A 25540-nucleotide genomic window follows, 5' to 3' on the forward strand; every position below is an offset into this window, starting at 1 on the left:
CCATGACCACACCCTGGCCGCTGTCGGCGGCGCAGCGCGGCGTCTGGTACGCCCAGCTGCTGAACCCGGACGTCCCCGTCCAGGTCGCGCAGTACGTCGAGATCGACGGACCGGTCGATCCGCAGGTCTTCGCCGCCGCCGTACGGGCCTGCGCGCACGAGGTCGAGGCGGTGCACGTCCGCCTCGTCGAGACCGCCGGCGACGGCCCGCCCGGACAGGTCCTCGACGTCGCCTCGGCCGAGGTCCCCCTCGTCGACCTGAGCGCCGAGGCCGACCCGATGGCGGCCGCGCGGGCGTGGATACGCGCGGACGCGGCCGCCCCGGTCGACCTCATCGGCGGACGGCTGTTCGGGAACGCGCTGCTGCGCCTCGCCGCCGACCGTCACCTGTGGTACCTGCGCTGCCACCACCTCGCCGTCGACGGCTACAGCGGCCCGCTGATCACGCGGCGGCTTGCCGAGGTGTACACGGCCATGGTCGAGGGACGGCCGTACGGCGCCGGGACGCTGGGCTCGCTGGAGGTCCTGCTCACCGAGGACGAGGAGTACCGCGCCTCCGGCCGGTTCGAACGCGACCGCGCGTACTGGCGGGAGCGCTGCGCCGGCCTGCCCGAGGCCCCGTCGCCGTCCGCGCGCCCGGGGCACGGCACGCGGCCGTCCGCGCGGTTCCACCGGGCGACCGGCCGGCTCGGCCCGGAGGAGGCCGACGCCCTCACGTCGGCGGCACGGGTGCTCGGCACCACGCTGACCGGGCTGACGATCGCGGCCGCCGCGGCGTACACCGCGCGCCTGTGCGGTGTCTCCGACGTCGTCCTCGGCCTCGCCGTCACCGCGCGGACCACCCCGGCGGCGCGCCGCACGCCCGGAATGCTGTCGAACGTCCTGCCGCTCCGCCTCACCGTGCGGCCTGCCGACACGGTCCGGGAGCTGACCGCCCAGGTCACCGAGCAGGTCGGGCGGCTGCTGCGCCACCAGCGGTACCGCCTGGAGGACCTGCGCCGCGACCTCGGCCTCCTCGGCGACGCCCGGCCGCTGTACGGGCCGGTCATCAACATCATGGGATTCGAGCAGGACCTGGACTTCGCCGGGCACCGGGGCGTCCCGCACGTGCTGACCACCGGCCCGGTGGAAGACCTCGCCGTGAACGTCTACGAGGGCGAGGGAACGCGCGTCGACCTCGACGCCCACCCGGAGCGGTACACGGAGGCGGAGGTCGCCGCCCACCACGCGCGCCTTCTGGAGTTCCTGCGGACGCTCGCGACCGCCGCGCCGGACCGCCCGACCGGCGTGCTCGACGTCGCGCTGCCGGAGGAACGCGCCCTCGACCGTGCCGCGTCCCCGGAGACGCCCCCGGAGGAGCAGACCGCCGACCGATCCGGAACCTTCCGGACGCCGTGGGCGACGGCCTTGGGACATCGGGTCCCCGACCGCGCCGGGCCGCCGGAGGAGAGAGCCGGCGTCCGCGCCGAGGCGCCAGAGGAGCGGGCCCGCGTCCGCGCCGGGGTGCCGGAGGCGCGGCGGGCGACGATCACGAAGTTGTTCGCGGAGCGCGTCGCGCTGGACCCGGACGCGGTCGCGGTGACCCATGACGGCGCGTCGCTGACGTACGCGGAGCTGAACGCCCGCGCGAACCGGCTCGCCCACCGGCTCATCGAGCGCGGCGCCGGGCCGGAGCGGCTCGTCGCCCTCGCCTTCCCCCGGTCCGCCGACCTCGTCGTCGCGGTCCTCGCCGTGCTGAAGTCCGGGGCCGCGTACGTCCCGATCGACCCGGACCAGCCGGCCGCCCGGATCGCGGCCGTGCTGAAGGACGCCGCGCCCGCCCTCCTCGTCACGGCCCCGGGCGCGGAACCGCCCGCGGGCGTCGAACGGATCGTCCTCGACGACGACCTGCTCGCCGGGCTCCCGGAGCACGATCCCGTCGTGCCGCTGGGGCCCGAGCACCCGGCGTACGTCATCTACACGTCGGGGTCCACCGGGCGGCCGAAGGGCGTCGTCGTCCCGCACGCCAACGTCGTGCGGCTGCTCGGCGCGACCGACCCCTGGTTCGGGTTCGGGCCGTCGGACGTGTGGACGCTGTTCCACTCCTACGCCTTCGACTTCTCGGTGTGGGAGCTGTGGGGCGCCCTCCTTTACGGCGGCCGTCTCGTCGTCGTCCCGTACGACGTCAGCCGGTCGCCCGAGGAGTTCCTGCGGCTGCTCGACGACGAGCGCGTGACCGTGCTGAACCAGACGCCCTCGGCGTTCGGGCAGCTCATGCGCGCCGACCGGGACAAGACCCGCGACCTGGCGCTGCGGTACGTGATCTTCGGCGGTGAGGCGCTGGACCTCTCCCGGCTCGCCGACTGGTACTCCCGGCACGCCGACGACGCGCCCGTCCTCGTCAACATGTACGGGATCACCGAGACGACGGTGCACGTCACGTACGCGCCGCTGGACGCCGCGAACGCCGCGGCCGGGACCGGCAGCGTGATCGGCGGTGCCATCCCCGACCTGCGGGTGTACCTGCTGGACGCGGCGCTGCGGCCCGTGCCGCCCGGCGTGACGGGCGAGCTCTACGTCGCGGGCGCGGGGCTCGCGCGTGGTTACCTCGGGCGGCCGGACCTGACCGCCGAGCGGTTCGTGGCCGACCCGTACGGACCGGGCCGCATGTACCGCACCGGCGACCTGGCACGGCGGCACGCCGACGGCCGGCTGGAGTACGCCGGGCGGGCCGACCACCAGGTGCAGCTGCGCGGCTTCCGGATCGAGCTGGGTGAGATCGAGGCCGCCCTCGGCGCCCACCCGTCCGTCGACGAGGTCGCGGCCGTCGTCCGCGAGGACGGGCCGGACGAGGACCGGCACCGCCGCATCGTCGCGTACGTCACCGGCCGGGCCGCGGACCCCGCCGCGCTGCGCGAACGCGTAAGGGACGCCCTCCCCGGTCACATGGTCCCGGCGGCGGTCGTGCGCTTGGACGCGCTGCCGCTGACGCCCAACGGCAAGCTCGACCGCCGGGCGCTGCCCGCGCCGGAGATGGAGCCGTCGTCATGGGGACCGCGCACGCCGGTCGAGGAGGTCCTGTGCCGGATCTTCGCCGAGGTGCTGGGGACACCGGCCGTCGGAGTGGACGACGGATTCTTCACGCTCGGCGGGGACTCACTGCTGGCCACCCGCGTCGTCGCCCGCGCCCGGTCCGTGCTCGGCGTGGAGATCCCGGTGCGGACGCTCTTCGAGACGCCCACCGTCGCCGGGCTCGCCGCCGCGCTGGACGCCTCCGCGCCGGCCCGACCGCCGCTGACGGCCGCCGGAGAGCGCCCGTACCCGGTGCCGCTGTCGTACGCGCAGCGCCGGGTGTGGTTCCTCCACCGGCTGGAACCGGACGCGACCTACACGATGCCGGTCGCGCTGCGCCTGACCGGCGACCTGGACGTCGACGCGCTGCGGGCCGCCCTCGCCGACCTCGTCGGGCGGCACGACGTGCTGCGGACCGTCTATCCCGAGACCGGCGGCGAACCGCGCCAGGTCGTCCTGGACGGCGTACGGCCGGACGTGACGGTCACCCGGACCGACGACATCGAGGCCGCGCTCGCCCGGGACATCGCCCACGGCTTCGATCTGACCACCGAGATCCCCCTGCGCGCCCGCCTGTACGCGGCCGGGCCCGGTGAGCACGTGCTGCTGGTCGTGCTGCACCACATCGCGACGGACGGGTGGTCGTTCGCGCCGCTGGCGCGCGACCTGGTGACCGCGTACGCCGCGCGCGCCGGGGGACGAGCCCCCGCGTGGGAGCCGCTGTCGGTGCAGTACGCCGACTACGCGGCCTGGCAGCGGAACCTGCTCGGGTCCGAGGACGACCCCGACAGTCTCATCTCCCGGCAGGTCGCCTACTGGCGGGAGACCCTGGCCGGGCTGCCGGACCGGCTGGACCTGCCGGCCGACCGGCCACGCCCCGCCGAGGCGTCGTACGCGGGCGGGCGGGTTCCGGTGCGGCTGGACGCGGAGGGCCTCGCCGCGCTGGCGCGGGCGACCGGCGCGAGCGTGTTCATGGTCGTGCAGGCGGCCCTGGCCGCGCTGCTGACCCGGCTCGGCGCCGGGACCGACGTCCCGATCGGCACGCCCGTCGCCGGACGGACCGATCAGGCGCTCGACGACCTCGTCGGCATGTTCGTGAACACGCTCGTCCTGCGCACCGACACCTCCGGAAACCCGACGTTCCGGGAGCTGGTCGGGCGGGTGCGGGACGTCGACCTGGCCGCCTACCAGCACCAGGACGTGCCCTTCGACCGCCTGGTCGAGATCCTCGACCCGCCGCGCAGCATGGCCCGCCACCCCCTGTTCCAGGTCATGCTCGCCTTCCAGAACACCGACCGGGTCGAGGTCGAGCTGCCCGGCCTGACCGCGCGGATCCGGCCGGTCGGAACGGGGACGGCCAAGTTCGACCTGCTGCTCGACCTGGACCCGAGCGGGGCGGGCGCGCTGGAGTACGCGACGGACCTGTTCGACGCGGCGACCGCCGAGGCCATCGCCGCACGGCTCCGCCGTCTGCTCACGGCCGCCGCCGCCGACCCGGACACCCGGGTCGGCGCGATCGACCTGCTGGACGACGGCGAGCGCCGGCGAGTCCTGAAGGACTTCAACGACATGGGACGGCCGGTGCCGCCCGCGACCCTCGGCGAGCTCTTCGACCGGCAGGCGGCCCGGACGCCGCACGCCGTCGCGGTGGTCGACCCGGCGAACTCCGTCACGCTGACGTACGCGGAGCTGAACGCACGGGCGGACCGGCTGGCGGGCGCGCTCGCCGACCGCGGCATCGGCCCGGAGGACTTCGTCGCCGTGGCGCTGCCGCGCTCGGCGGAGCTGATCGTCGCGCTGTGGGGCGTGCTCAAGGCAGGCGCCGCGTACGTCCCGATCGACCTCGGCCACCCGGCGGAGCGGATCGCGCTCCTGCTCGACGACGCCCGGCCCGCCTGCGTCATCGCGCGGGAGGAGACCGCGCTGCCCCGGGACCTGCCGCGCCTGCGGCCGGACGAGGACGGACACGCGCCGCCCGTGCGGGAGGCGCGGCCGGACGAGGGACACGCGCCACGGGTGCGGCGGCACGGGGAGGGACACCCGCCGGGCACGCGGCGGGTGCGGCCGGGGAACGCCGCGTATCTGATCTACACGTCGGGGTCCACGGGGCGGCCGAAGGGCGTCGTCGTCCCGCACCGCGGGGTCGCCGACCTGGTCGACTGGGCCGTCCGCGACTTCGGGCGGGAGCGGCTGTCGCGGGTGCTGGCCGCCACCTCGCTGAACTTCGACGTGTCGGTGTTCGACACGCTCGTGCCGCTCCTGGCCGGGGGCTCGATCGAGATCGTTCCGGACCTGCTGGCCCTGCTGGAGCGGCCGGTCGACGCCGACCTGATCTGCGCGGTGCCGTCCGCGCTGGCCGCCGTGCTCGCCGAGGGGGCCCGGCCGAACGCCGGCACCCTCGCGCTGGCCGGCGAGGCGCTGACGCCGCGCCTGCTGCGGGAGGCGCGCGCCGCGCTGCCGGGCACCCGCATCGCCAACATCTACGGCCCCACCGAGGCCACCGTGTACGCGCTGGCGTGGGAGGACGACGACGGCGACCCGGACGGGGCCGTCCCGATCGGCAGGCCGCTGACCAACACCGGCGCGTACATCCTCGACGCCTGGCTGAACCCCGTCCCGGTCGGCGTGCCCGGCGAGCTGTACCTGACCGGCAACGGCCTGGCGCGCGGCTACCACGACCGGCCCGACCTCACCGCCGAGCGGTTCGTCGCGAACCCGTTCGGACCCGGCCGCATGTACCGGACCGGCGACCTCACCCGCTGGACCGCCGACGGCCAGGTGGAGTACCTCGGCCGTACCGACCAGCAGGTGAAGATCCGTGGGTTCCGGGTGGAGCCCGGCGAGATCGAGGCGGTGCTCGGCGCGCACGACGCGGTCGGCCGGGCGGTCGTCGTGCTGCGGGAGGACCGCCCCGGCGACCGGCGCCTCGTCGCGTACGTCACCGGGCACGCCGACCCGGCCGAGGTGCGCGCGTTCGCGGCCGGACGGCTGCCGGGCCACATGGTGCCCTCGGCCGTCGTCGTCCTCGACGCGTTCCCGCTCACGCCGAGCGGGAAGCTCGACCGGGCGGCCCTGCCCGCGCCGGAGACAACCGCCACGGCGCCGTCGCGCGCGCCGCGCGCCCCCGCCGAGGAGATCGTCTGCGGGATCTTCGCCGACGTGCTCGGCGCGGAACGGGTCGACCTCGACGACGGCTTCTTCGACCTGGGCGGCAACTCGCTGCTCGCCACGCGGGTGATCAGCCGGATCCGGTCGGCGTTCGGCGTGGAGCCGACGATCCGGGCGCTGTTCGAGGCGCCCACGCCCGCCGGTGTGCTGCGGACGCTCGACACGGCGAGCGCGGCCCGGCCGCCCCTGCGGCCCGTTGACCACCCGCCGATCGTCCCCCTCTCGTACGCGCAGCAGCAGCTGTGGTTCCTCGACAGCCTGGAGGACGAACCGTCGGGCACCTACACCCTCACGGGCGCCCTGCGGCTGACCGGAAAGCTCGACGAGGCCGCCCTGCGGATCGCGCTGTGCGACCTCGCCGAGCGGCACGAACCGCTGCGGACCGTCTTCCCGGTCTCCGGCGGCACGCCGTACCAGCTCGTCGTCGACGGCATGGCTCCCGAGCTGACGGTCGTCGACGTGGCCGAGACCGAGGAACTGTACGAGCGGGTGGCGGCGGACGCCGCGCGAGGTTTCGACCTGTCGGTCGAGCCGCCGCTGCGGGCGCACCTGTACGCCCTCGGCGCCGACGAGCACCTGCTCCTTCTCCTCGTTCATCACATCGCCTGCGACGGCTGGTCGCTCGCCCCGCTGGCCCGCGACCTCATCGCCGCGTACGCCGCGCGGGCCGACGGCGAGACCCCCGCGCGGGACCCGCTGCCCGTGCGGTACGCCGACTACGCGCTCTGGCAGCGGGCCCTGCTGGACGACGACGATCCCGAGGGGCTGATCGGGCGGCAGGCCGCGTACTGGCGCGAGGCGCTCGCCGGGCTGCCCGACCGGCTGTCCCTCCCCACCGACCGGCCGCGCCCCGCACGCGCGTCCTACCGCGGGGCGACCGTCACGTTCGACGTGGACGCCGCGCTGCACGCCCGCCTCGAAGCGCTGGCGCGGGAGCGCGGCGCGACCGTGTTCATGGTCGCGCAGGCGGCGCTCGCCGCGCTCCTGACCCGGCTCGGCGCGGGCACCGACGTCCCGATCGGCTCGCCCATCGCCGGGCGCGCCGACGAGGCGCTGGACGATCTCGTCGGCATGTTCGTCAACACGCTCGTCCTGCGGACCGACACGGGCGGCGACCCGTCGTTCGGCGAGCTGCTGGCGCGGGTGCGCGAGACGGACCTGGCCGCCTACCAGCACCAGGACCTGCCGTTCGAGCGGCTCGTCGAGATCGTCGCGCCGGAACGCTCGATGGCCCGGCACCCGCTGTTCCAGGTCATGCTCGCCTTCCAGAACACCGAACGCGCCGTCGTCGACCTGCCCGACGTCCAGGTGGCCGTCGAACCCGTGCACGCCGGGGTGGCCAAGTTCGACCTGCACCTGATGCTCGAGGAACGCCGGGCGTCCGACGGCGGCCCGGCCGGGCTCGACGGCACCCTGGAGTACGCCCTCGACCTGTTCGACGCCGGAACCGCCGAGCGGATCGCGGCGCGCTTCGTACGGTTCCTGGAGACGGTCGCCGCCGATCCGGACGTGCGGATCGGCGCGGTCGACCTGCTCGACGACGCGGAGCGCCGGCGGGTGCTGGAGGAGTGGAACGCCACGGCCCGCCCGGTACCGGCGGTGACGCTGGCGGACCTGTTCGAGGCGCAGGCGGCCCGGACCCCGGACGCGGTGGCCCTGGTGTACGAGGGCGCCGGGCTGACGTACGCGGAGTTCGACGCGCGGGCGAACCGGCTCGCGCACTACCTGGCCGAGTGCGGCATCGGCCCGGAGCGGTTCGTGGTACTGGCCCTGCCGCGCTCCCTGGAACTGCTGGTCGCCATGTACGCGGTCGTCAAGGCGGGCGCGGCATACGTGCCGGTCGACCCGGACCATCCCGCCGACCGCATCACGTACGTGCTCGCCGACACCCGTCCGGCCGTGGTCGTCACGATGGCCGGACTCGCCGGCCGGCTGCCGGCCGACCTGCCACTGCTCATCCTCGACGATCCGGGCGTACGGGACGAGCTGGAGGCGCTGCCGACCAGCGCACCGGGCCGGTCCGTCTCACCGGGTCACGCGGCCTACGTCATCTACACGTCGGGTTCGACGGGGCGGCCGAAGGGTGTGGTGGTCCCGCACGCCGGCATCGTCAACCGGCTGCTGTGGATGCAGGCCGAGTACGGGCTCGGGCCCGGTGACCGCGTCGTGCAGAAAACGCCGGCGACGTTCGACGTGTCGGTGTGGGAGTTCTTCTGGCCCCTGCAGACCGGCGCGACACTCGTCATCGCCCGGCCCGGCGGGCATCGGGATCCGGGCTACCTGGCCGACCTGATCGAGCGTCAGGGCGTCACGACGGCGCACTTCGTGCCGTCAATGCTGGCGGCGTTCCTCACCGAACCCGACGCCGCGAACTGTTCCGGGCTGCGGCGGGTGCTGTGCAGCGGCGAGGCGCTGTCACCCGAGCTGGCGGCACGTTTCCATGCCCTGCTGCCCGGCGCGGAACTGCACAACCTGTACGGGCCGACCGAGGCATCCGTCGACGTCACCTCCTGGCACCACCGGCCGGGAGCGGACACCGTGCCGATCGGGCACCCGGTCTGGAACACCCACACCTACGTCCTGGACACCGCACTACGCCCCGTACCACCCGGCGTCCCCGGAGAGCTCTACCTCACCGGAACCCAACTCGCACGCGGCTACCACGACCGGCCCGGCCTCACCGCCGAACGATTCATCGCCAACCCCTACGGACCCGGACGCATGTACCGGACCGGAGACCTCGCACGCTGGAACCACCACGGCCAACTCGAATACCTCGGACGCACCGACCACCAAGTCAAAATCCGCGGCATCCGCATCGAACCCGGCGAAATCGAAACCGCCCTCGCCGGGCAGGAGGGCGTGACCTCGGTCGTCGTGCTGGCGCGGGAGGACCGGCCGGGCGATCGGCGTCTCGTCGCCTACGTCACCGGTGACGTGGACCCGGCCGAGGTGCGGCGGGCCGCCGCGCGGGCGCTGCCGGAGTCCATGGTCCCGGCGGCGGTGGTCGTGCTGAAGGCGTTCCCCCTGACCCCCAGCGGGAAGGTCGACCGGGCGGCGCTGCCCGCGCCCGTGTTCGGCGCGGCGGCCGGATCGCGGGCTCCGGAGACCCCGGCCGAACGGCTGCTCTGTGAGATCTTCGCCGAGGTGCTGGGGTCGGAGTCCGTGGGGGCGGACGACGGGTTCTTCGACCTCGGCGGTGACAGCATCCTGGCGATCCAGCTCGTCTCACGGGCGCGGGCCGCCGGATTGGTGATCAGCGCGCGGGACGTGTTCGAGCACCGGACCCCGGCCGCCCTCGCGGCGGTCGCCCGTACGGCCGCCGACGTGACGGCGCGAACGGAGCCGCCCGGTGCCGGGATCGGGCCGGTGCCGCGCACGCCGATCGTGGCGTGGCTGGCCGAACGGGGCGGGCCGTTCGGCGGGTTCAGCCAGTCGATGCTCCTCACCGTGCCGCCGCGCCTGGGCGTGGACCGCCTCAGCGCGGCGGTGCGGGCGCTGCTGGACCACCATGACGCGCTGCGGATGCGGCTGCACCGGACGGACGGCGACGCGTGGTGGCTGGAGACGACGCCGCCCGGGACCGTGGACGCGACGAGGTGCGTGAGCCGGGTCGAGGGGTACGACCGCGAGGCGATCGCGGCGCGGGCCGAGGCCGCCCGCCGGAGCCTCGACCCGGAGGCGGGGGCGATGGTCCGGGTCGTCTGGTTCGACGCCGGTGACGCGCCGGGCCGGCTGCTCCTGGTCCTGCATCACCTGGTCGTGGACGGGGTCTCGTGGCGGATCCTGCTGCCCGACCTGGTGCTCGCGCTGGAGGGCGTGGCCCTGGACCCGGTGCCGACCTCGTACCGGAGGTGGGCGCAGCGGCTGGCGGCCGCCGCCGGCCATCCACAGGTTGTGGACGAGCTTGCGCGCTGGGTCGAGCTCCTCGACGTCGCGGATCCGCCTCTCGGCGATCCCGGCGCGCGGGACGTCGCCGCGTACACCGGAGCGGATCTGCGGCGGTTCACCGTGACCCTGCCGCGCGCACAGGCCGAACCGCTGCTGACCACCGTCCCCGCCGCTTTCCACTGCGGCGTGAACGACGTCCTGCTCACCGGTCTCGCCCGCGCCGTCACGGCCTGGCGACGCGACCGCGGGCGGCCGTCCGGTGACGGCGTACTGATCGACCTTGAGGGGCACGGGCGCGAGGACCCCGACGACCTCGGCGGCGAGGCCGAGCCGGACGCGCGCGGCGGCCTCGACCTGACGCGGACGGTCGGCTGGTTCACCGCCCTGCATCCGGTGCGGCTGGACCCCGGCACCGGCGGCGCCGGGCAGGCGCTGAAGCGGGTGAAGGAGCAGCTGCGGGCGGTCCCGGCGGGCCTGACGTACGGGCTGCTGCGCCACCTGAACCCGCGGACCCGGGACCGGCTCGCGGCCCTGCCCGCGCCGCAGATCGTCTTCAACTACCTCGGCCGGGTCGACACCGGGGACGGCGACTGGAGCCTGGCCCCGGAGTCCGACGTACTCGGCCCCGGCCACGACCCGGACCTGCCGCTCGCCCACGGCCTGGAGATCGACGCCGTGACGCGGGACGGCGACCTGTACGCCACCTGGGTCTGGCCCGCCGGCCGGCTGTCCGAGGACGCGGTCCGCGAGCTGGCCGACCGCTGGTTCGCGGCGCTGCGGGACCTGGCCGACGCGGACGGCGGCGGGCACACGCCCTCGGACCTGACCCTCGTCGAGCTGGACCAGGACGAGATCGACGCGCTCGAGGACCTTTGGGAGCAGGATTGAACCGGTCGCAGATCGAGGACGTCTGGCCGCTGTCGCCGCTGCAGCACGGTCTGCTGTTCCACGCGCTCCTCGACGAACAGGACGTCTACGCGGCCCAGGTCGTCCTCGACGTCGAAGGCCCCGTCGACGCGGACGCGCTGCGGAAGGCGGGCCGGGACCTGCTGCGGCGGCACCCGAATCTGCGCGCCGCGTTCCCGCACGACCGGGTGAAGAAGCCGGTGCAGGTCGTGCCGCGCTCGGTGGAGCTGCCGTTCCGTGAGATCGAGGCGGCCGACGCGGCCGAGGCCGACCGGATCGCCGACGCCGACCGCGTCGCGCCCTTCGACCTGACCCGTCCGCCGCTGATCCGCCTCACGCTCGTACGGACCGGTCCGGAGCGGGCCCGGATCGTCCTCACCCACCATCACATCCTGCTCGACGGCTGGTCGACGCCGCTCCTGGTCACCGAGCTGCTCGCCCGCTACGCCGGGGCGCAGCCGCCGGCGACCACTCCCTACAAGCAGTACCTCGCCTGGCTGAAGCGGCAGGACCGGGCGGCGGCGACCCGCGCCTGGACGGCCGCGCTGCATGGGGTCGAGGAGCCCACCCTCCTGCTGCCCGAGGCGGCGGGCCGGGCCCCCGTCCTGCCGTCCGCCGTGTCGGAGGAGCTGCCGGAGGAGCCGACCGCCCGGCTCCGGCGGCAGGCCCGCAGGCACGGCGTCACGGTCAACACGCTCGTCCAGGCCGCCTGGGGGCTGCTGCTGGCGCGGCTGACCGGCCGGTCCGACGTGGTCTTCGGCCAGGTCGTCTCCGGACGTCCACCGGAGCTCCCGGGTGTCGATCAGATGATCGGCCTGTTCGTGAACACGGTTCCCGTACGGCTCCGCGTCCGGGAGGACGAGACGCTCGCGGACCTGCTCACCCGTCTCCAGGCCGAACAGGCCGCGCTGCTCGACCACCGGCATCTTGGCCTCGCCGAGATCACCGGCCTGGCCGATGGCGCGGGGGCCGGATCCGCGCTGTTCGACACCCTCACCGTGTTCGAGAACTACCCGTTCGACCCGTCCGCGATGGACGAACCGGTGGCGGGCCTCCGCCTCACCGGCGCGACCCAGCGGGACGCCACCCACTACCCGCTGACCCTGTACGTCGTCCCCGGCGACCGGCTGACGTTCCGCCTCGACCACCGGCCGGACGTCGTCGACGGAGACGCCGCCGCGACGCTGCTCTCCCGGTTCCTGAAGCTGCTGCGCGCCATGGCCGAGACACCCGACGTACCGGCCGGCGCGGTGGACGTCCTGCTGCCCGGCGAACGCCGGCGGGTGCTGGAGGAGTGGAACGCTACGGCGTGCCCGGTACCGGCGGTGACGCTGGCGGACCTGTTCGAGGCGCAGGCGGCCCGAACCCCGGACGCCGTGGCCCTGGTGTACGAGGGTGCCGAGCTGACCTACGCCGACTTCAACGCGCGGGCGAACCGGCTCGCCCACTACCTGGCCGAATGCGGCATCGGCCCGGACAGCCGCGTCGCGCTGGCCCTGCCCCGCTCTCTGGAACTGCTGGTCGCCATGTACGCGGTCGTCAAGGCGGGCGCGGCGTACGTTCCGGTGGACCCCGACCACCCCGCCGACCGTCTCGCCTACGTGCTCGCCGACACCCGCCCGGCCGTGGTCGCCACCACGGCCGGACTCGCCGGCCGACTGCCGAGTGGGATGCCGCTGCTCGTCCTCGACGACCCGGCGGTGGCCGAGGAATTGGCCGGGTTCGCCGACACCGACCCGGCCCGTACGGCGAGCCCGGACAGCGCGGCGTACGTCATCTACACGTCCGGTTCGACGGGACGGCCGAAGGGCGTCGTCGTCCCGCACGCCGGCATCGTCAACCGGCTGCTGTGGATGCAGGCCGAGTACGGGCTCAGGCCCGGCGACCGCGTCGTGCAGAAGACCCCGGCGACCTTCGACGTGTCGGTCTGGGAGTTCTTCTGGCCCCTGCAGACCGGCGCGACACTCGTCATCGCCCGGCCGGACGGCCACCGCGACGCCCGCTACCTCGCCCGGTTGTTCCAGGAGGAACACATCACGACGGCGCACTTCGTGCCGTCGATGCTGGCGGCCTTCCTCACCGAACCGGAGGTTGCCGACTGTTCGGGGCTGCGGCGGGTGCTGTGCAGCGGCGAGGCGTTGTCCCCCGAGCTGGCGGCACGCTTCCACGAGCTGCTGCCCGGCGTGGAGCTGCACAACCTCTACGGGCCGACCGAGGCATCGGTCGACGTCACCTCCTGGCGCTACCGGCCGGACGCGGACAGCGTGCCCATCGGGCACCCGGTCTGGAACACCCGCACCTACGTCCTGGACACCGCCCTGCGCCCCGTACCACCCGGCGTCCCCGGAGAGCTCTACCTCGCCGGAACGCAATTGGCCCGCGGCTACCACGACCGGCCCGCGCTCACCGCCGAACGGTTCGTCGCCAACCCGTTCGGGCCCGGACGGATGTACCGGACCGGAGACCTCGCACGCTGGAACCACCACGGCGAACTCGAATACCTCGGACGCACCGACCACCAGGTCAAAATCCGCGGCATCCGCATCGAACCCGGCGAAATCGAAACCGTCCTCGCCGGCCACGAGGACGTCGCCCACTGCGCCGTCGTCGCCCGGCCGTACGGCACGGACGGAGTCCGGCTGGTCGGGTACGTCGTGGCGCGTGCGGCCGGCACCGATCCCGCCCGGCTGGTGGCGGACCTGCGGGCGCTCGCCGCCCTCAGCCTTCCCGAGGCCATGGTTCCGGCGGCCATCGTGGTCCTCGACGAGCTGCCGCTGACCTCCAGCGGCAAGCTCGATCGCCGGGCCCTGCCCGAGCCGGAGTTCTCCGCCTCGTCCTCGCGGGCGCCCCGGACGGCGGCCGAAGAGATCCTGTGCGGGCTGTTCGCCGAGGTGCTGGGAGTGGGCCGCGTCGGCCCGGACGACGACTTCTTCGCGCTCGGCGGGGACTCGCTCCTGGCGATCCGCATGGTCAGCCGGATCCGTGCGGTGCTCGACGTCGAGGTCGGCGTGCGTACTCTCTTCGACGCTCCGACCGCCGCCGCTCTGGCCGAGCGGCTCGACGACGCACGCCACGGCTCACAGCCGAAGCTCGTACCCGCGCCAAGGCCGGATCGGGTGCCGCTGTCGTACGCGCAGCAGCGGTTGTGGTTCCTCGACCAGTTGGACGTCCGCAGCGCGACGTACGCCATGCCGCTGGCGCTCCGGCTGACCGGGGAGATCGACGTCGACGCGCTCCGCTCCGCGCTGGCGGACGTGGTCGCGCGGCATGAGGTGCTGCGGACGGTTTATCCACAGGTCGACGGCGAGCCCTGCCAGGTGATCCGCGACGACGCACGGCCTGAGCTGCGGGTGGAGGAGGTCGATGACCTGGCGGCCGCTCTGAGCCGGGACGCGGCGCACGGGTTCGACCTGGCGACGGAGATCCCGGTCCGCGCCCGCCTGTACGCCGTCGGGCCCGGTGAGCATGTGCTGCTGCTGGTGCTGCACCACATCGCCGCCGACGGATGGTCGTTCGCGCCCCTGGCCCGGGACCTGATCACCGCCTACGCCGCCCATGCCGAGGGACGGTCGCCCGCCTGGCGGCCGCTGCCGGTGCAGTACGCCGACTACGCGGTCTGGCAGCGGGAACTCCTCGGATCCGAAGACGCCCCCGACAGCCTCATCTCCCAGCAGATCACCTACTGGCGCGACACCCTCACCGGCATACCCGACCAGCTCGACCTGCCCACCGACCGGCCCCGCCCCGCCCAGGCCTCCTACCGGGGCGGGAGGGTTCCGGTGGACATCGACCCGGAGCTGCGCGCCGGGATCGCCGCGCTGGCGCGGAACGCGCACTGCAGCGTGTTCATGGTCGTGCAGGCCGCCCTCGCCACCCTGCTCACCCGCCTCGGCGCCGGGACCGACGTCCCCATCGGCACACCCATCGCCGGACGCACCGACCAAACCCTGGACGACCTCGTCGGCATGTTCGTCAACACCCTCGTCCTACGCACCGACACCTCCGGCGACCCGACCTTCCGCGAACTGATCACCCGCGTCCGAGACACCGACCTGGCCGCCTACCAGCACCAGGACCTGCCCTTCGAACGCCTGGTGGAGATCCTCAACCCACCGCGCAGCATGGCCCGCCACCCCCTCTTCCAGGTCATGCTCGCCTTCCAGAACAACCCGCGCGCCCGGCTCACCCTCCCCGGCCTCACCGCCGAACCCCTGCGCGCGGACACGACGACGGCCAAGTTCGACCTGCACTTCGTGCTGGAGGACGGTGACGGGCTGAGCGGCGTGCTGGAGTACGCGACCGACCTGTTCGACGAGGCGACCGCCGAGACGATCGTCACGCGGTTCGTCCGCCTGCTCCGCGCGGTCGTCGCGGATCCGGACGTCGCGCTGCGCGACATCGACGTCCTCGACGAGCGGGAACGGCATCGGGTCCTGGAGGAGTGGAACGCGACGGCCCGCCCGGTTCCCGAGGCCGCGCCCGTCGAACTCTTCGAGGCGCAGGTCGCACGGACGCCGGACGCCCCGGCGCTCGTCGCGGGCACGCTGGACGACCCGGCCACCCCGGTCACGTTCACCTACGCGCGGCTGAACGAGGAGGCGGACCGGCTGGCCCGTCACCTCGTCGAGAAACACGGCGCCGGTCCCGAACGGCTCGTCGCCCTCGCCCTGCCGCGTACGGCCGAACTCCTCGTCGCGCTGCTCGCCGTGCACAAGACGGGCGCGGCCTACCTGCCGATCGACACCCGCTTCCCGGCCGACCGCATCGCGATGATGATCGAGGACGCCCGGCCCGTCGCGGCGGTGACCTGCGACACCACGGCGCACGTGCTCCCCGGCGACCTGAGCGCGGTCCGGCTCCCGCTGCGGCCGCACGACCGCCCGGCCGAACCTGTCGCCGCTCGCGCCCGGCGGCCCGGCCACCCGGCGTACGTGATCTACACGTCCGGGTCGACGGGGCGGCCGAAGGGCGTCGTCGTGCCGCACGGCACCGTCACGAACCTCCTTGTCTCGATGGCCGAGCAGGTTCCGCTCACGCCGGAGGACACGCTCGTCGCGGTGACCACGGTCGGCTTCGACATCTCGGTGGTGGAGGTCTACCTGCCGCTGCTGGCCGGGGCGCGGATCCGGCTCGCGCGCGAGGAGGAGGTCACCGACCCGGCGCGGCTCGGCCGGCTCCTCGCGGACGCGACCGTCATGCAGGCCACGCCGACCCTCTGGCAGGAGCTCACCGGCCTTCCCGAGCTCGACGGGCTCCGGGTGCTCGTGGGCGGCGAGGCGCTGCCCTCCGGGCTCGCCCGCGCGCTGCTCGACCGCGGCTGCGCGGTCCGCAACCTGTACGGTCCGACCGAGACGACGATCTGGTCCACCGGCACCGAGATCGACCAGGCCACGGCGGCGCGGCCGCCGATCGGACGGCCCCTCGCCAACACGCGGGTCTACATCCTCGACGACGCGCTGCGGCCGGTGCCGCCGGGCGTCCCCGGCGAGCTGTACATCGCCGGCTCCGGGCCGGCGCGTGGTTACCTCGGCCGCCCGGACCTGACCGCCGAGCGGTTCGTGGCCGACCCGTACGGACCGGGCCGCATGTACCGCACCGGCGACCTGGCACGGCACCGCCCCGACGGGCGGATCGAGTATCTCGGCCGGATCGACCACCAGGTGAAGGTCCGCGGGTTCCGCATCGAGCTGGGCGAGATCGAGGCCGTGCTCACCGCGCATGAGGCCGTCGCGCAGGCCGTCGCCGTCGTCCGGGAGGACCGGCCCGGCGACCGGCGCGTCGCCGCGTACGTCGTCGGGGCGGTGGAACCGGCGGAGCTGCGGAAGTTCGCCGGGCAGAGCCTGCCGGACTCCATGCTGCCGTCCTCGATCACGGTTCTGGACGCGCTGCCGCTGACGCCCAACGGCAAGCTCGACCGCCGGGCGCTGCCCGCGCCGGAGATGGAGCCGTCGTCACAGGGACCGCGCACGCCGGTCGAGGAGGTCCTCTGCGGCATCTTCGCCGAGGTGCTGGGGACACCGGCCGTCGGAGTGGACGACGGATTCTTCACGCTCGGCGGGGACTCACTGCTGGCCACCCGCGTCATCGCCCGCGCCCGGTCCGTCCTCGGCGTGGAGATCCCGGTCCGGACGCTCTTCGAGACACCCACCGTCGCCGGCCTCGCCGAGGTGGCCCAAGGGGCGGACACGGCCCGACCGCCGCTGACGCCCCGCCCGCGAACGACCGGCACGCCGCCGCTGTCGTACGCGCAGCGACGCCTCTGGTACCTGGCCCGGCTGGAGGGCCGCAGCGCGACGTACGCCCTGCCGCTGGCGCTCCGCCTGACCGGTGACCTGGACGTCGACGCGCTCCGCTCCGCGCTGGCGGACGTGGTCGCGCGGCACGAGGCGCTACGGACGATCTTCCCCGAGTCGGACGGCGCCCCGTACCAGGTGATCCTGGAGGACGAGCGTCCCGAACTCCGGGTCGAGGAGACCGATGACCTGGCGGCGGCCCTGAGCCGGGACGCGGCGCACGGCTTCGATCTGGCGACGGAGATCCCGGTCCGCGCCCGCCTCTACAGGACCGGCCCCGGCGAGCACGTGCTGCTGCTGGTGCTGCACCACATCGCCGCCGACGGATGGTCGTTCGCGCCGCTGGCCCGGGACCTGATCACCGCCTACGCCGCCCATGCCGAGGACCGTCCGCCCGCCTGGCGGCCGCTGCCGGTGCAGTACGCCGACTACGCGGCCTGGCAGCGGGAACTCCTCGGATCCGAAGACGACCCCGACAGCCTCATCTCCCAGCAGATCACCTACTGGCGCGACACCCTCACCGGCATACCCGACCAGCTCGACCTGCCCACCGACCGCCCCCGCCCCGCCCAGGCGTCCCACCGGGGCGGGCAGGTGCCCGTACGGCTCGACGCCGAGGGCGTCAGGACGCTGGCCCGGCGGACGAACGCCAGCGTGTTCATGGTCGTGCAGGCCGCCCTCGCCGCGCTCCTCTCCCGCCTCGGCGCCGGGACCGACGTCCCCATCGGCACACCCATCGCCGGACGCACCGACCAAACCCTGGACGACCTCGTCGGCATGTTCGTCAACACCCTCGTCCTACGCACCGACACCTCCGGCGACCCGACCTTCCGCGAACTGATCACCCGCGTGCGAGACACCGACCTGGCCGCCTACCAGCACCAGGATCTCCCCTTCGAACGCCTGGTGGAGATCCTCAACCCACCGCGCAGCATGGCCCGCCACCCCCTCTTCCAGGTCATGCTCGCGTTCCAGAACAACCCGTCGGCCGAGCTGCACATCCCGGGTGGCGCCGCGGAGCCGCTGCCGCTGCACGCGGGGGTCGCCAAGTTCGATCTGACGCTGAGCCTGGAGGACGGCCTCGACGGGGTCCTGGAGTACGCGACCGATCTGTTCGACGCGGCGACCGCCGAGGCCATCGCGGCACGGCTCGGCCGCCTGCTCACCGCCGTCGCCGCCGACCCGGACGCGCGCATCGGCGCGATCGACCTGCTGGACGACGGTGAGCGCCGCCGGCTCCTGGAGGACTTCAACGACACGGGACGGCCGGTGCCGCCGGCGACGCTGGCGGAGCTGTTCCGGGCGCAGGCGGCGGCGACGCCGGAGGCGACGGCGGTCGTCTTCGAGGGTGAGGAGCTGACGTACGCGGAGCTGGCCGCGCGCGCGGAGGAGCGCGCGGGGACGCTCACCGGGCTGGGCGCCGGGCCGGAGCGGATCGTGGCGATCGCGCTGCCCCGGTCCGTCGAGCTCGTCGTGACGATGCTGGCCGTCACCATGACCGGCGCCGCGTACCTGCCGATCGACGTCGCCCATCCGCCGGAGCGCGTCGCGTCCATGCTGGACGACGCCCGCCCGGTCTGCGTGGTCACCGAGGACGGCGTCGAGCGGACCGACGGCCCGCCGTCCCCGGCCGGCGGCGATGCGCGGGTCGACGGCGCGGCGTACGTGATCTACACGTCGGGGTCGACGGGGCGGCCGAAGGGCGTCGTCGTCACGCACCGGGGGATCGCGAGCCTGGCCGCGACGCAGCGCGAACGTCTCGGGATCGGACCGGGGAGCCGGGTGCTGCAGTTCGCGTCGCCGGGTTTCGACGCGGCGTTCTGGGAGCTGGTCGCGCTGCTGTCCGGGGCGACGCTCGTGCTCGCGCCGCCCGACCGGCTCGTCCCGGGCGCGCCGCTGGCCGAGCTGGCCGCCGCGCAGCGGATCACGCACGCGACGCTGCCGCCCGCAGCGCTCCCGACCCTGGAGGGGCTGCCGCCGGGGGTGACCCTCGTCGTCGCCGGTGAGGCGTGCCCGCCCGAGCTGGTGGAGCGCTGGTCGCGGGACCACCAGATGATCAACGCGTACGGGCCGACGGAGACGACGGTGGCCACCACGGTCGGCGCGCCGCTGTCCGGCCGGATCGCGCCGCCGATGGGCACCCCCGTGGCGAACACCCGGGTGTACGTGCTGGACGAGCGCCTGCGGCCCGTGCCGCCCGGCGTGCCCGGCGAGCTGTACGCCGCCGGGTTCAGCCTGGCGCGCGGCTACCTCGGCCGTCCGGGCCTCACGGCGGAGCGGTTCGTCGCGGACCCGTACGGCGCGCCGGGTGAGCGGATGTACCGGACCGGCGACCTCGTCCGCCACCGCGCCGACGGGCGGCTGGAGTACCTCGGCCGTACGGACCACCAGATCAAGATCCGGGGGTTCCGGGTGGAGCCGGGTGAGATCGAGTCGGTGCTGACAGAGCACGAGGACGTGTCCCAGGCGGCCGTGGTCCTCCGGGAGGACCCACCCGGCGGGCGGCGTCTCGTCGCGTACGTCGTGGGCGACGCCGATTCGGCCGGGTTGCGGGCGTTCGCCCGCGACCGGCTGCCGGAGTACATGGTCCCGGCGGCCGTCGTCCCGCTGCCCGGACTGCCGCTGACCACGAGCGGGAAGCTCGACCGCGCGGCGCTGCCCGCACCGGAGTTCCGGGCGTCGGGCCGGACGCCGCGCACGCCGGAGGAGGAGCTGTTCTGCCGGCTGTTCGCCGAGGTCCTCGGCCTCGACGGGCCCGCCGGCGCCGACGACGGCTTCTTCGACCTGGGCGGGGACAGCATCGTGGCGATCCAGCTCGTCGCGCGGGCGCGGCGCGAGGGTCTCGTCCTCACGGCGCGGGAGGTGTTCCGGCACCGGACGCCGGGGGCGCTGGCGACGGTGGCGCGGCCCGCCGGGCGGGACGGCGCGGAGCCGGAGCCCGAGGGCGCGGGGGTCGGGCCGGTGCCGCTCACCCCGATCATGAGCTGGTTCGCGGAGCTGGGCGGTTCGCTGCACCAGTCGGCGCTGCTGACCGTGCCGCCCGGGCTGGGCCTCGACCGGCTGACGCGGGCCGTCGAGACGCTCGTGGACCACCACGACGCGCTGCGCCTGCGGTTCGACGGGCGGCGGGCCGAGGTCACGCCGCGCGGCACGGGCCGCCCGCACGTCTCCCGCGTCGAGGGCCTGGAGGGCATCGCGGAGCAGGCGGAGGCGGCACGGCGGGCCCTGGACCCGGCGACCGGCGCGACGGTGCGGGTGGTCTGGTTCGACGCGGGCGACGCGCCGGGCCGGCTGCTGCTGACACTGCACCATCTCGTCGTCGACGGCGTCTCCTGGCGGATCCTGCTCCCCGATCTCGTCCTCGCGCTGGAGGGGCATCCGCTCGACCCGGTCCCGACGTCGTTCCGCGGCTGGGCGCGGCGGCTCGTCGCCGCCGCGAACGATCCACAGCTTGTGGACGAACTCCCGCACTGGACCGCCCTGCGGGACGACCCCCCGCTGGCCGCCCGGCCCCTGGACCCGGCGGTGGACACCGCCGAGACCGTACGCCACCTGCGCGCGAGCCTGCCGCCGGAGGTCACCGCGCCGCTGCTGACGAGCGTTCCGGCGGCCTTCCACGGCACCGTGAACGACGTCCTGCTCACCGCGCTCGCGCTCGCCGTACGCCGCCGGCGCGGCCGGGAGAGCGTGCTCGTCGACCTGGAGGGCCACGGCCGCGCCGACCTGGGCCCGGACCTGTCCCGCACGGTGGGGTGGTTCACGAGCCTGTATCCGGTGCGGCTGGCCCCCGGCACCGACGACCCGGGCCGCGCGCTGAAGCGGGTCAAGGAGCAGTTGCGCGCCGTTCCCGGCGAGGGCATCGGGTACGGGCTGCTGCGCTACCTCGTCCCGGCGACGCGCGGCACGCTCACGGTGACCCCGCAGCTCGGCTTCAACTACCAGGGCCGGGTGAATCCCGGGCAGGGCGAGTGGTCCACCGCGCCGGAGTCCGGCCTGCTCGGCATGGGCCACGGCCCGGGCACGCCGCTGCCGCACGGCATCGACGTCAACGCGGTCGTGCACGATCTGCCCGACGGCCCGCGCCTGCTGGTGACCTGGTCGTACGCGTCCGGCCTGTACGAGGAGGACGACGTGCGGGAGCTCGCCGACGCGTGGTCGGCGGCGCTGCGGGAGCTGGCGGTCACCGAGGACGGCGGGCACACGCCGTCCGACATCTCCCTGGTCGACCTCGGCCAGGATGAGATCGACGAGTTCGAGGCGGAGCTGGAGGACCTGTGAGCACCGGACGCGGGCGGCGGGAGGATCTGTGACGACCGGACGCGGGCGGCTGGAGGACGTCCTGCCGCTGTCCCCGCTCCAGCAGGGGCTGTACTTCCACGCCGCGCTGGACGACCGGGACCTGTACGCGACGCAGCTCGTGCTCGACCTGGAGGGCCCCCTGGACGTCGCCGCGCTGAAGCGCGCCGCGTCCGCGCTGCTCGCCCGGCACGCGAACCTGCGCTGCGGCTTCCGGCAGCGCAAGAACGGCGAACCGGTCCAGCTCGTCCACCGCGAGGTCGCCCTGCCTTGGGAGGAGGCGACCGGCGACCCCGGCGCCGTCGCCGAGCGGGAGCGCGCCCGGCCGTTCGACCTGGCGCGGCCGCCGCTGCTCCGGTTCACGCTGGTCCCCGGCGGGCCGGACCGGAACCGGCTCATCGTCACGAGCCACCACATCCTCCTGGACGGCTGGTCGATGCCGGTCCTCGCGGAGGAGTTCTTCACGCTCTACCTCGGCGGCACGCTTCCTCCCGTCACGCCGTACAAGCGGTACCTGGAGTGGCTGGCCGGCCGGGACCGTACGGCGGCCCGCGAGGCCTGGGCGAAGGCCCTCGACGGCGTCGAGGAGCCCACGCTGGTCGCACCGGCGACGGCGGCAGGGCCGCCGGTGCCGCCGCGCCGGGTCACCACCGAGGTCGCGCTGGACCTGTCGGCGGTCCGGCGGCACGGGCTCACCCCGAACACGCTGGTCCAGGGCGCGTGGGGGCTGCTGCTGTCCCGGCTGACCGGCCGCGACGACGTGGTGTTCGGGGCGGCGGTGTCCGGCCGTCCCCCGGAGATCCCCGGCGTCGGGCGGATGGTCGGGCTGTTCGTCAACACGGTTCCGGTCCGGGTGCGGATCGACGAGGAGCGGTCCGTCGCGGCGCTGCTCACGCGGCTGCAGGACGAGCAGGCCGAGCTGTTCCCGCACCAGCACGCCGGGCTGACCGAGATCAGCCGGACGCCGCTGTTCGACACGATGACCGCGTTCGAGAACTATCCACAGCCTGGGGATATCGCGCTCGGCGACGTACGACTGACCCGTGTGGATCTCTTCGACGCGACGCACTACCCCCTCGCCCTGGTCGCCGCGCCGCTCGGCGGCGACCGGCTGTGGCTGCGGCTCGACCACCGGCCCGACGCGTACGACGACGCGGAGGCCGCGCTGCTGCTCGCCCGCGTCGAGCGGCTGCTGCGCGCGATGGCCGCGCGCCCCGACGCCCCCGTCGGCGACCTGGACATTCTGCTGCCCGGCGAACGCGACCGGATCCTGGGCGACTGGGCCGACGGCCCGCCCGCCGCGCCGCCCCGTACGCTGCCGGAGCTGGTCGGGACCTGGGTCGGGCGCACGCCCGACGCCCCCGCCGTGACCTGCGAGGACACGACGCTCACGTACGCGGAGCTGTGGGCGCGGGCCGGTGCGCTCGCCGGCGAGCTGACCGCGCTGGGCGTCGGCCCGGAGACGATCGTGGCGATCGCGCTGCCCCGGTCGGTGAACTTCGTCGTCTCCGCCCTGGGCGTGAGCCGGGCGGGTGGCGCGTACCTGCCGATCGACCCCGGCTATCCGCCGGACCGCGTCGCGTTCATGCTCGACGACGCCCGGCCCGCCTGCCTGATCGCCCCACCCGGCGTGCCGCTCCCGTACGACGGGCCGCGCCTGTCCCCGCCGGCGGCCGGGCGCGACGTCCGGACCCGGCCCGTACGGCCCGAGAACGCGGCGTACGTCATCTACACCTCCGGGTCGACCGGGCGGCCGAAGGGCGTGGTCGTCTCGCACGCGGGCCTGGCGAGCCTCGCCGCGACCGAGATCGAGGGGTTCGGCCTCGCGCCGGGCGACCGTACGCTGCACTTCTCCTCGCCGAGCTTCGACGCCTCGGTGTTCGAGCTGCTGATGGGCCTCGCCTCGGGCGGGACCGTGACGATCGTGCCCCCGGACGTGTACGGCGGCGAGGCCCTCCGCGACGTGCTCCGGGAGGTGACGCACGGCTTCGTCGCCCCGGCCGTGCTCGCGGGCCTCGACGCCGACGGCCCGGCGAACCCGCGCACCCTCGTCGTCGGCGGCGAGTCCTGCCCGCCCGGCCTCGTCGAACGCTGGGCGCCCGGCCGCCGGATGATCAACGCGTACGGGCCGACGGAGACCACCGTCGCCGCGACGATGAGCGCGCCGCTCACCGGCGACGCCACGACGATCGGCCTGCCCATCACCGGCGCGCGGGTGTACGTGCTCGACGGGCGGCTGCGGCCCGTCCCGCCCGGCGTGCCCGGTGAGCTGTACGTCGCCGGGATCGGCCTGGCCCGCGGCTACCTGAACCGGCCCGCACCGACCGCCGAGCGCTTCGTCGCCGGCCCGTTCGGGCCGGGCCGGATGTACCGGACCGGGGACCTCGTCCGGCGGCGGGCCGACGGCCGCCTGGAGTACCTCGGCCGTACGGACGCGCAGGTCAAGGTGCGCGGCTTCCGGATCGAGCCCGGTGAGATCGAGGCGGTGCTCGCCGGGCAGGACGGCGTCGGGCGGGCCGCCGTCGTCGTCCGCGAGGATCGGCCGGGCGACCGGCGCCTCGTCGCGTACGTCACCGGCGACGCCGACCCGGCCGAGCTGCGGCGGGCGGCGGCGCGGACCCTCCCCGGCCACCTGGTCCCCTCCGCCGTCGTCGTCCTGGACGCCCTCCCGCTCGGCCCGAGCGGCAAGCTCGACCGCGCGGCGCTGCCCGCGCCGGAGGTCTCCGGGGTTTCCCGGCCGCCGCTGGGGCCGCTGGAGGAGGTCCTGTGCGGCCTGTTCGCCGAGGTCCTGGGCCTGGACCGGGTCGGGGTCGAGGACGGGTTCTTCGAGCTCGGCGGCGACTCCCTGCTCGCCACCCGCCTGGCCGGCCGGGTCCGCGCCGAGCTGGGCGCCGACCTGCCGGTCCGTACCGTGTTCGAGGCGCCGACCGTCGCGGCGCTCGCCGGCCGCCTCGACGCGGCGCCCGCCGGCGGGACCGCGCCGCTCGACGTGCTCCTGCCGCTGCGCGCGCGGGGCGACCGGCCGCCGCTGTTCTGCGTGCACCCCGCCGTCGGCGTGGCCTGGTCGTACGCCGGGCTGCTGCGCCACCTGCCGGACCGGCCGGTGTACGGCCTGCAGGCCCGCGGCATCGCCCGCGACGAGGACCTGCCCGGATCGGTGGAGGAGATGGCCGCCGACTACGTCGCCGTCATCCGCGGCGTCCAGCCCCACGGCCCGTACCACCTGCTGGGCTGGTCGCTCGGCGGCCTGATCGCGCACGCCATGGCCGTACGGCTGCGGGCCGGCGGCGAACAGGTCGCCCTCCTCGCGCTCCTGGACGCCTACCCCCTCGACGGCGACCCGGATGCCGAGGTGCCGCTGCCCGACCTGCTGCGCGACCTCGGGTTCGCGGTGCCCGAGGAGGTGACGGCGGAGGACGTCGCCGGTCTCCTGGAGGGCAGCGCGCTCGGCGGGATCGACGTCCACCGCCTGGAGGGCCTCTACCGCGCCTACCTGAACGCCCTGCGCAACGGGCGGCGGTTCGTTCCCGGACGGTTCGACGGGGACCTGCTGCTGTTCACCGCCGCGCGCAACACCGAGGCGCCGCCCGCCGACGTGTGGGCGCCGTACGCCGCCCGCGTCGAGCCGTACGCGGTCGACTGCGCGCACACCGAGATGGCCGATCCCGGCCCACTGGCCCACATCGCCGCGAAGTTGAAGGAGAGTCTGGATCCATGACCAACCCGTTCGAAGACCCCGACGGCCGGTACCTCGTCCTCGTCAACGAGGAGGGGCAGCACTCCCTGTGGCCGACGTTCGCCGACGTCCCCGCGGGATGGACCGTCGCGCACGGCGAGGACACCCGGCAGGCGTGCCTCGACTACGTCAACGAGCACTGGACCGACATGCGCCCGAAGAGCCTGATCGCGGCCATGGAACAGCACGAGAGGGGCTGA

At 74.8% G+C, this 25540-nt stretch carries 4 protein-coding genes; all 4 read left to right on the top strand.

The features are described 5' to 3' along the window. The first annotated feature begins 2 nt into the window (after positions 1–2). The 4 genes from NDW01_RS33880 to NDW01_RS33895 are packed head-to-tail and all read left to right on the top strand — an operon-like array spanning position 3 to position 25540. Entirely contained in the window at positions 3–10997 is a 10995-nt protein-coding gene (locus NDW01_RS33880) for a non-ribosomal peptide synthetase (protein ID WP_252828425.1), read from the top strand. Further along, positions 10994–21586: a non-ribosomal peptide synthetase gene (locus NDW01_RS33885; RefSeq protein ID WP_252828426.1), complete on the top strand. Its 10593-nt coding sequence runs from the start codon at positions 10994–10996 to the stop codon at positions 21584–21586. Before NDW01_RS33880 ends, NDW01_RS33885 begins: the two co-directional genes overlap by 4 nt. A gap of 28 nt (positions 21587–21614) precedes the next feature. After that, positions 21615–25322 (top strand): amino acid adenylation domain-containing protein, encoded by a 3708-nt coding sequence (locus NDW01_RS33890; RefSeq protein WP_252828427.1) that lies wholly within the window; start codon positions 21615–21617, stop codon positions 25320–25322. Further along, the gene (locus NDW01_RS33895; RefSeq protein WP_252781055.1) at positions 25319–25540 is read left to right on the top strand and encodes an MbtH family protein; all 222 of its coding nucleotides are present in this window, start codon (positions 25319–25321) and stop codon (positions 25538–25540) included. The genes NDW01_RS33890 and NDW01_RS33895 overlap by 4 nt, the downstream gene beginning before the upstream one ends.

Source organism: Actinoallomurus soli, from assembly GCF_024055715.1.
Taxonomy (GTDB): domain Bacteria; phylum Actinomycetota; class Actinomycetes; order Streptosporangiales; family Streptosporangiaceae; genus Actinoallomurus; species Actinoallomurus soli.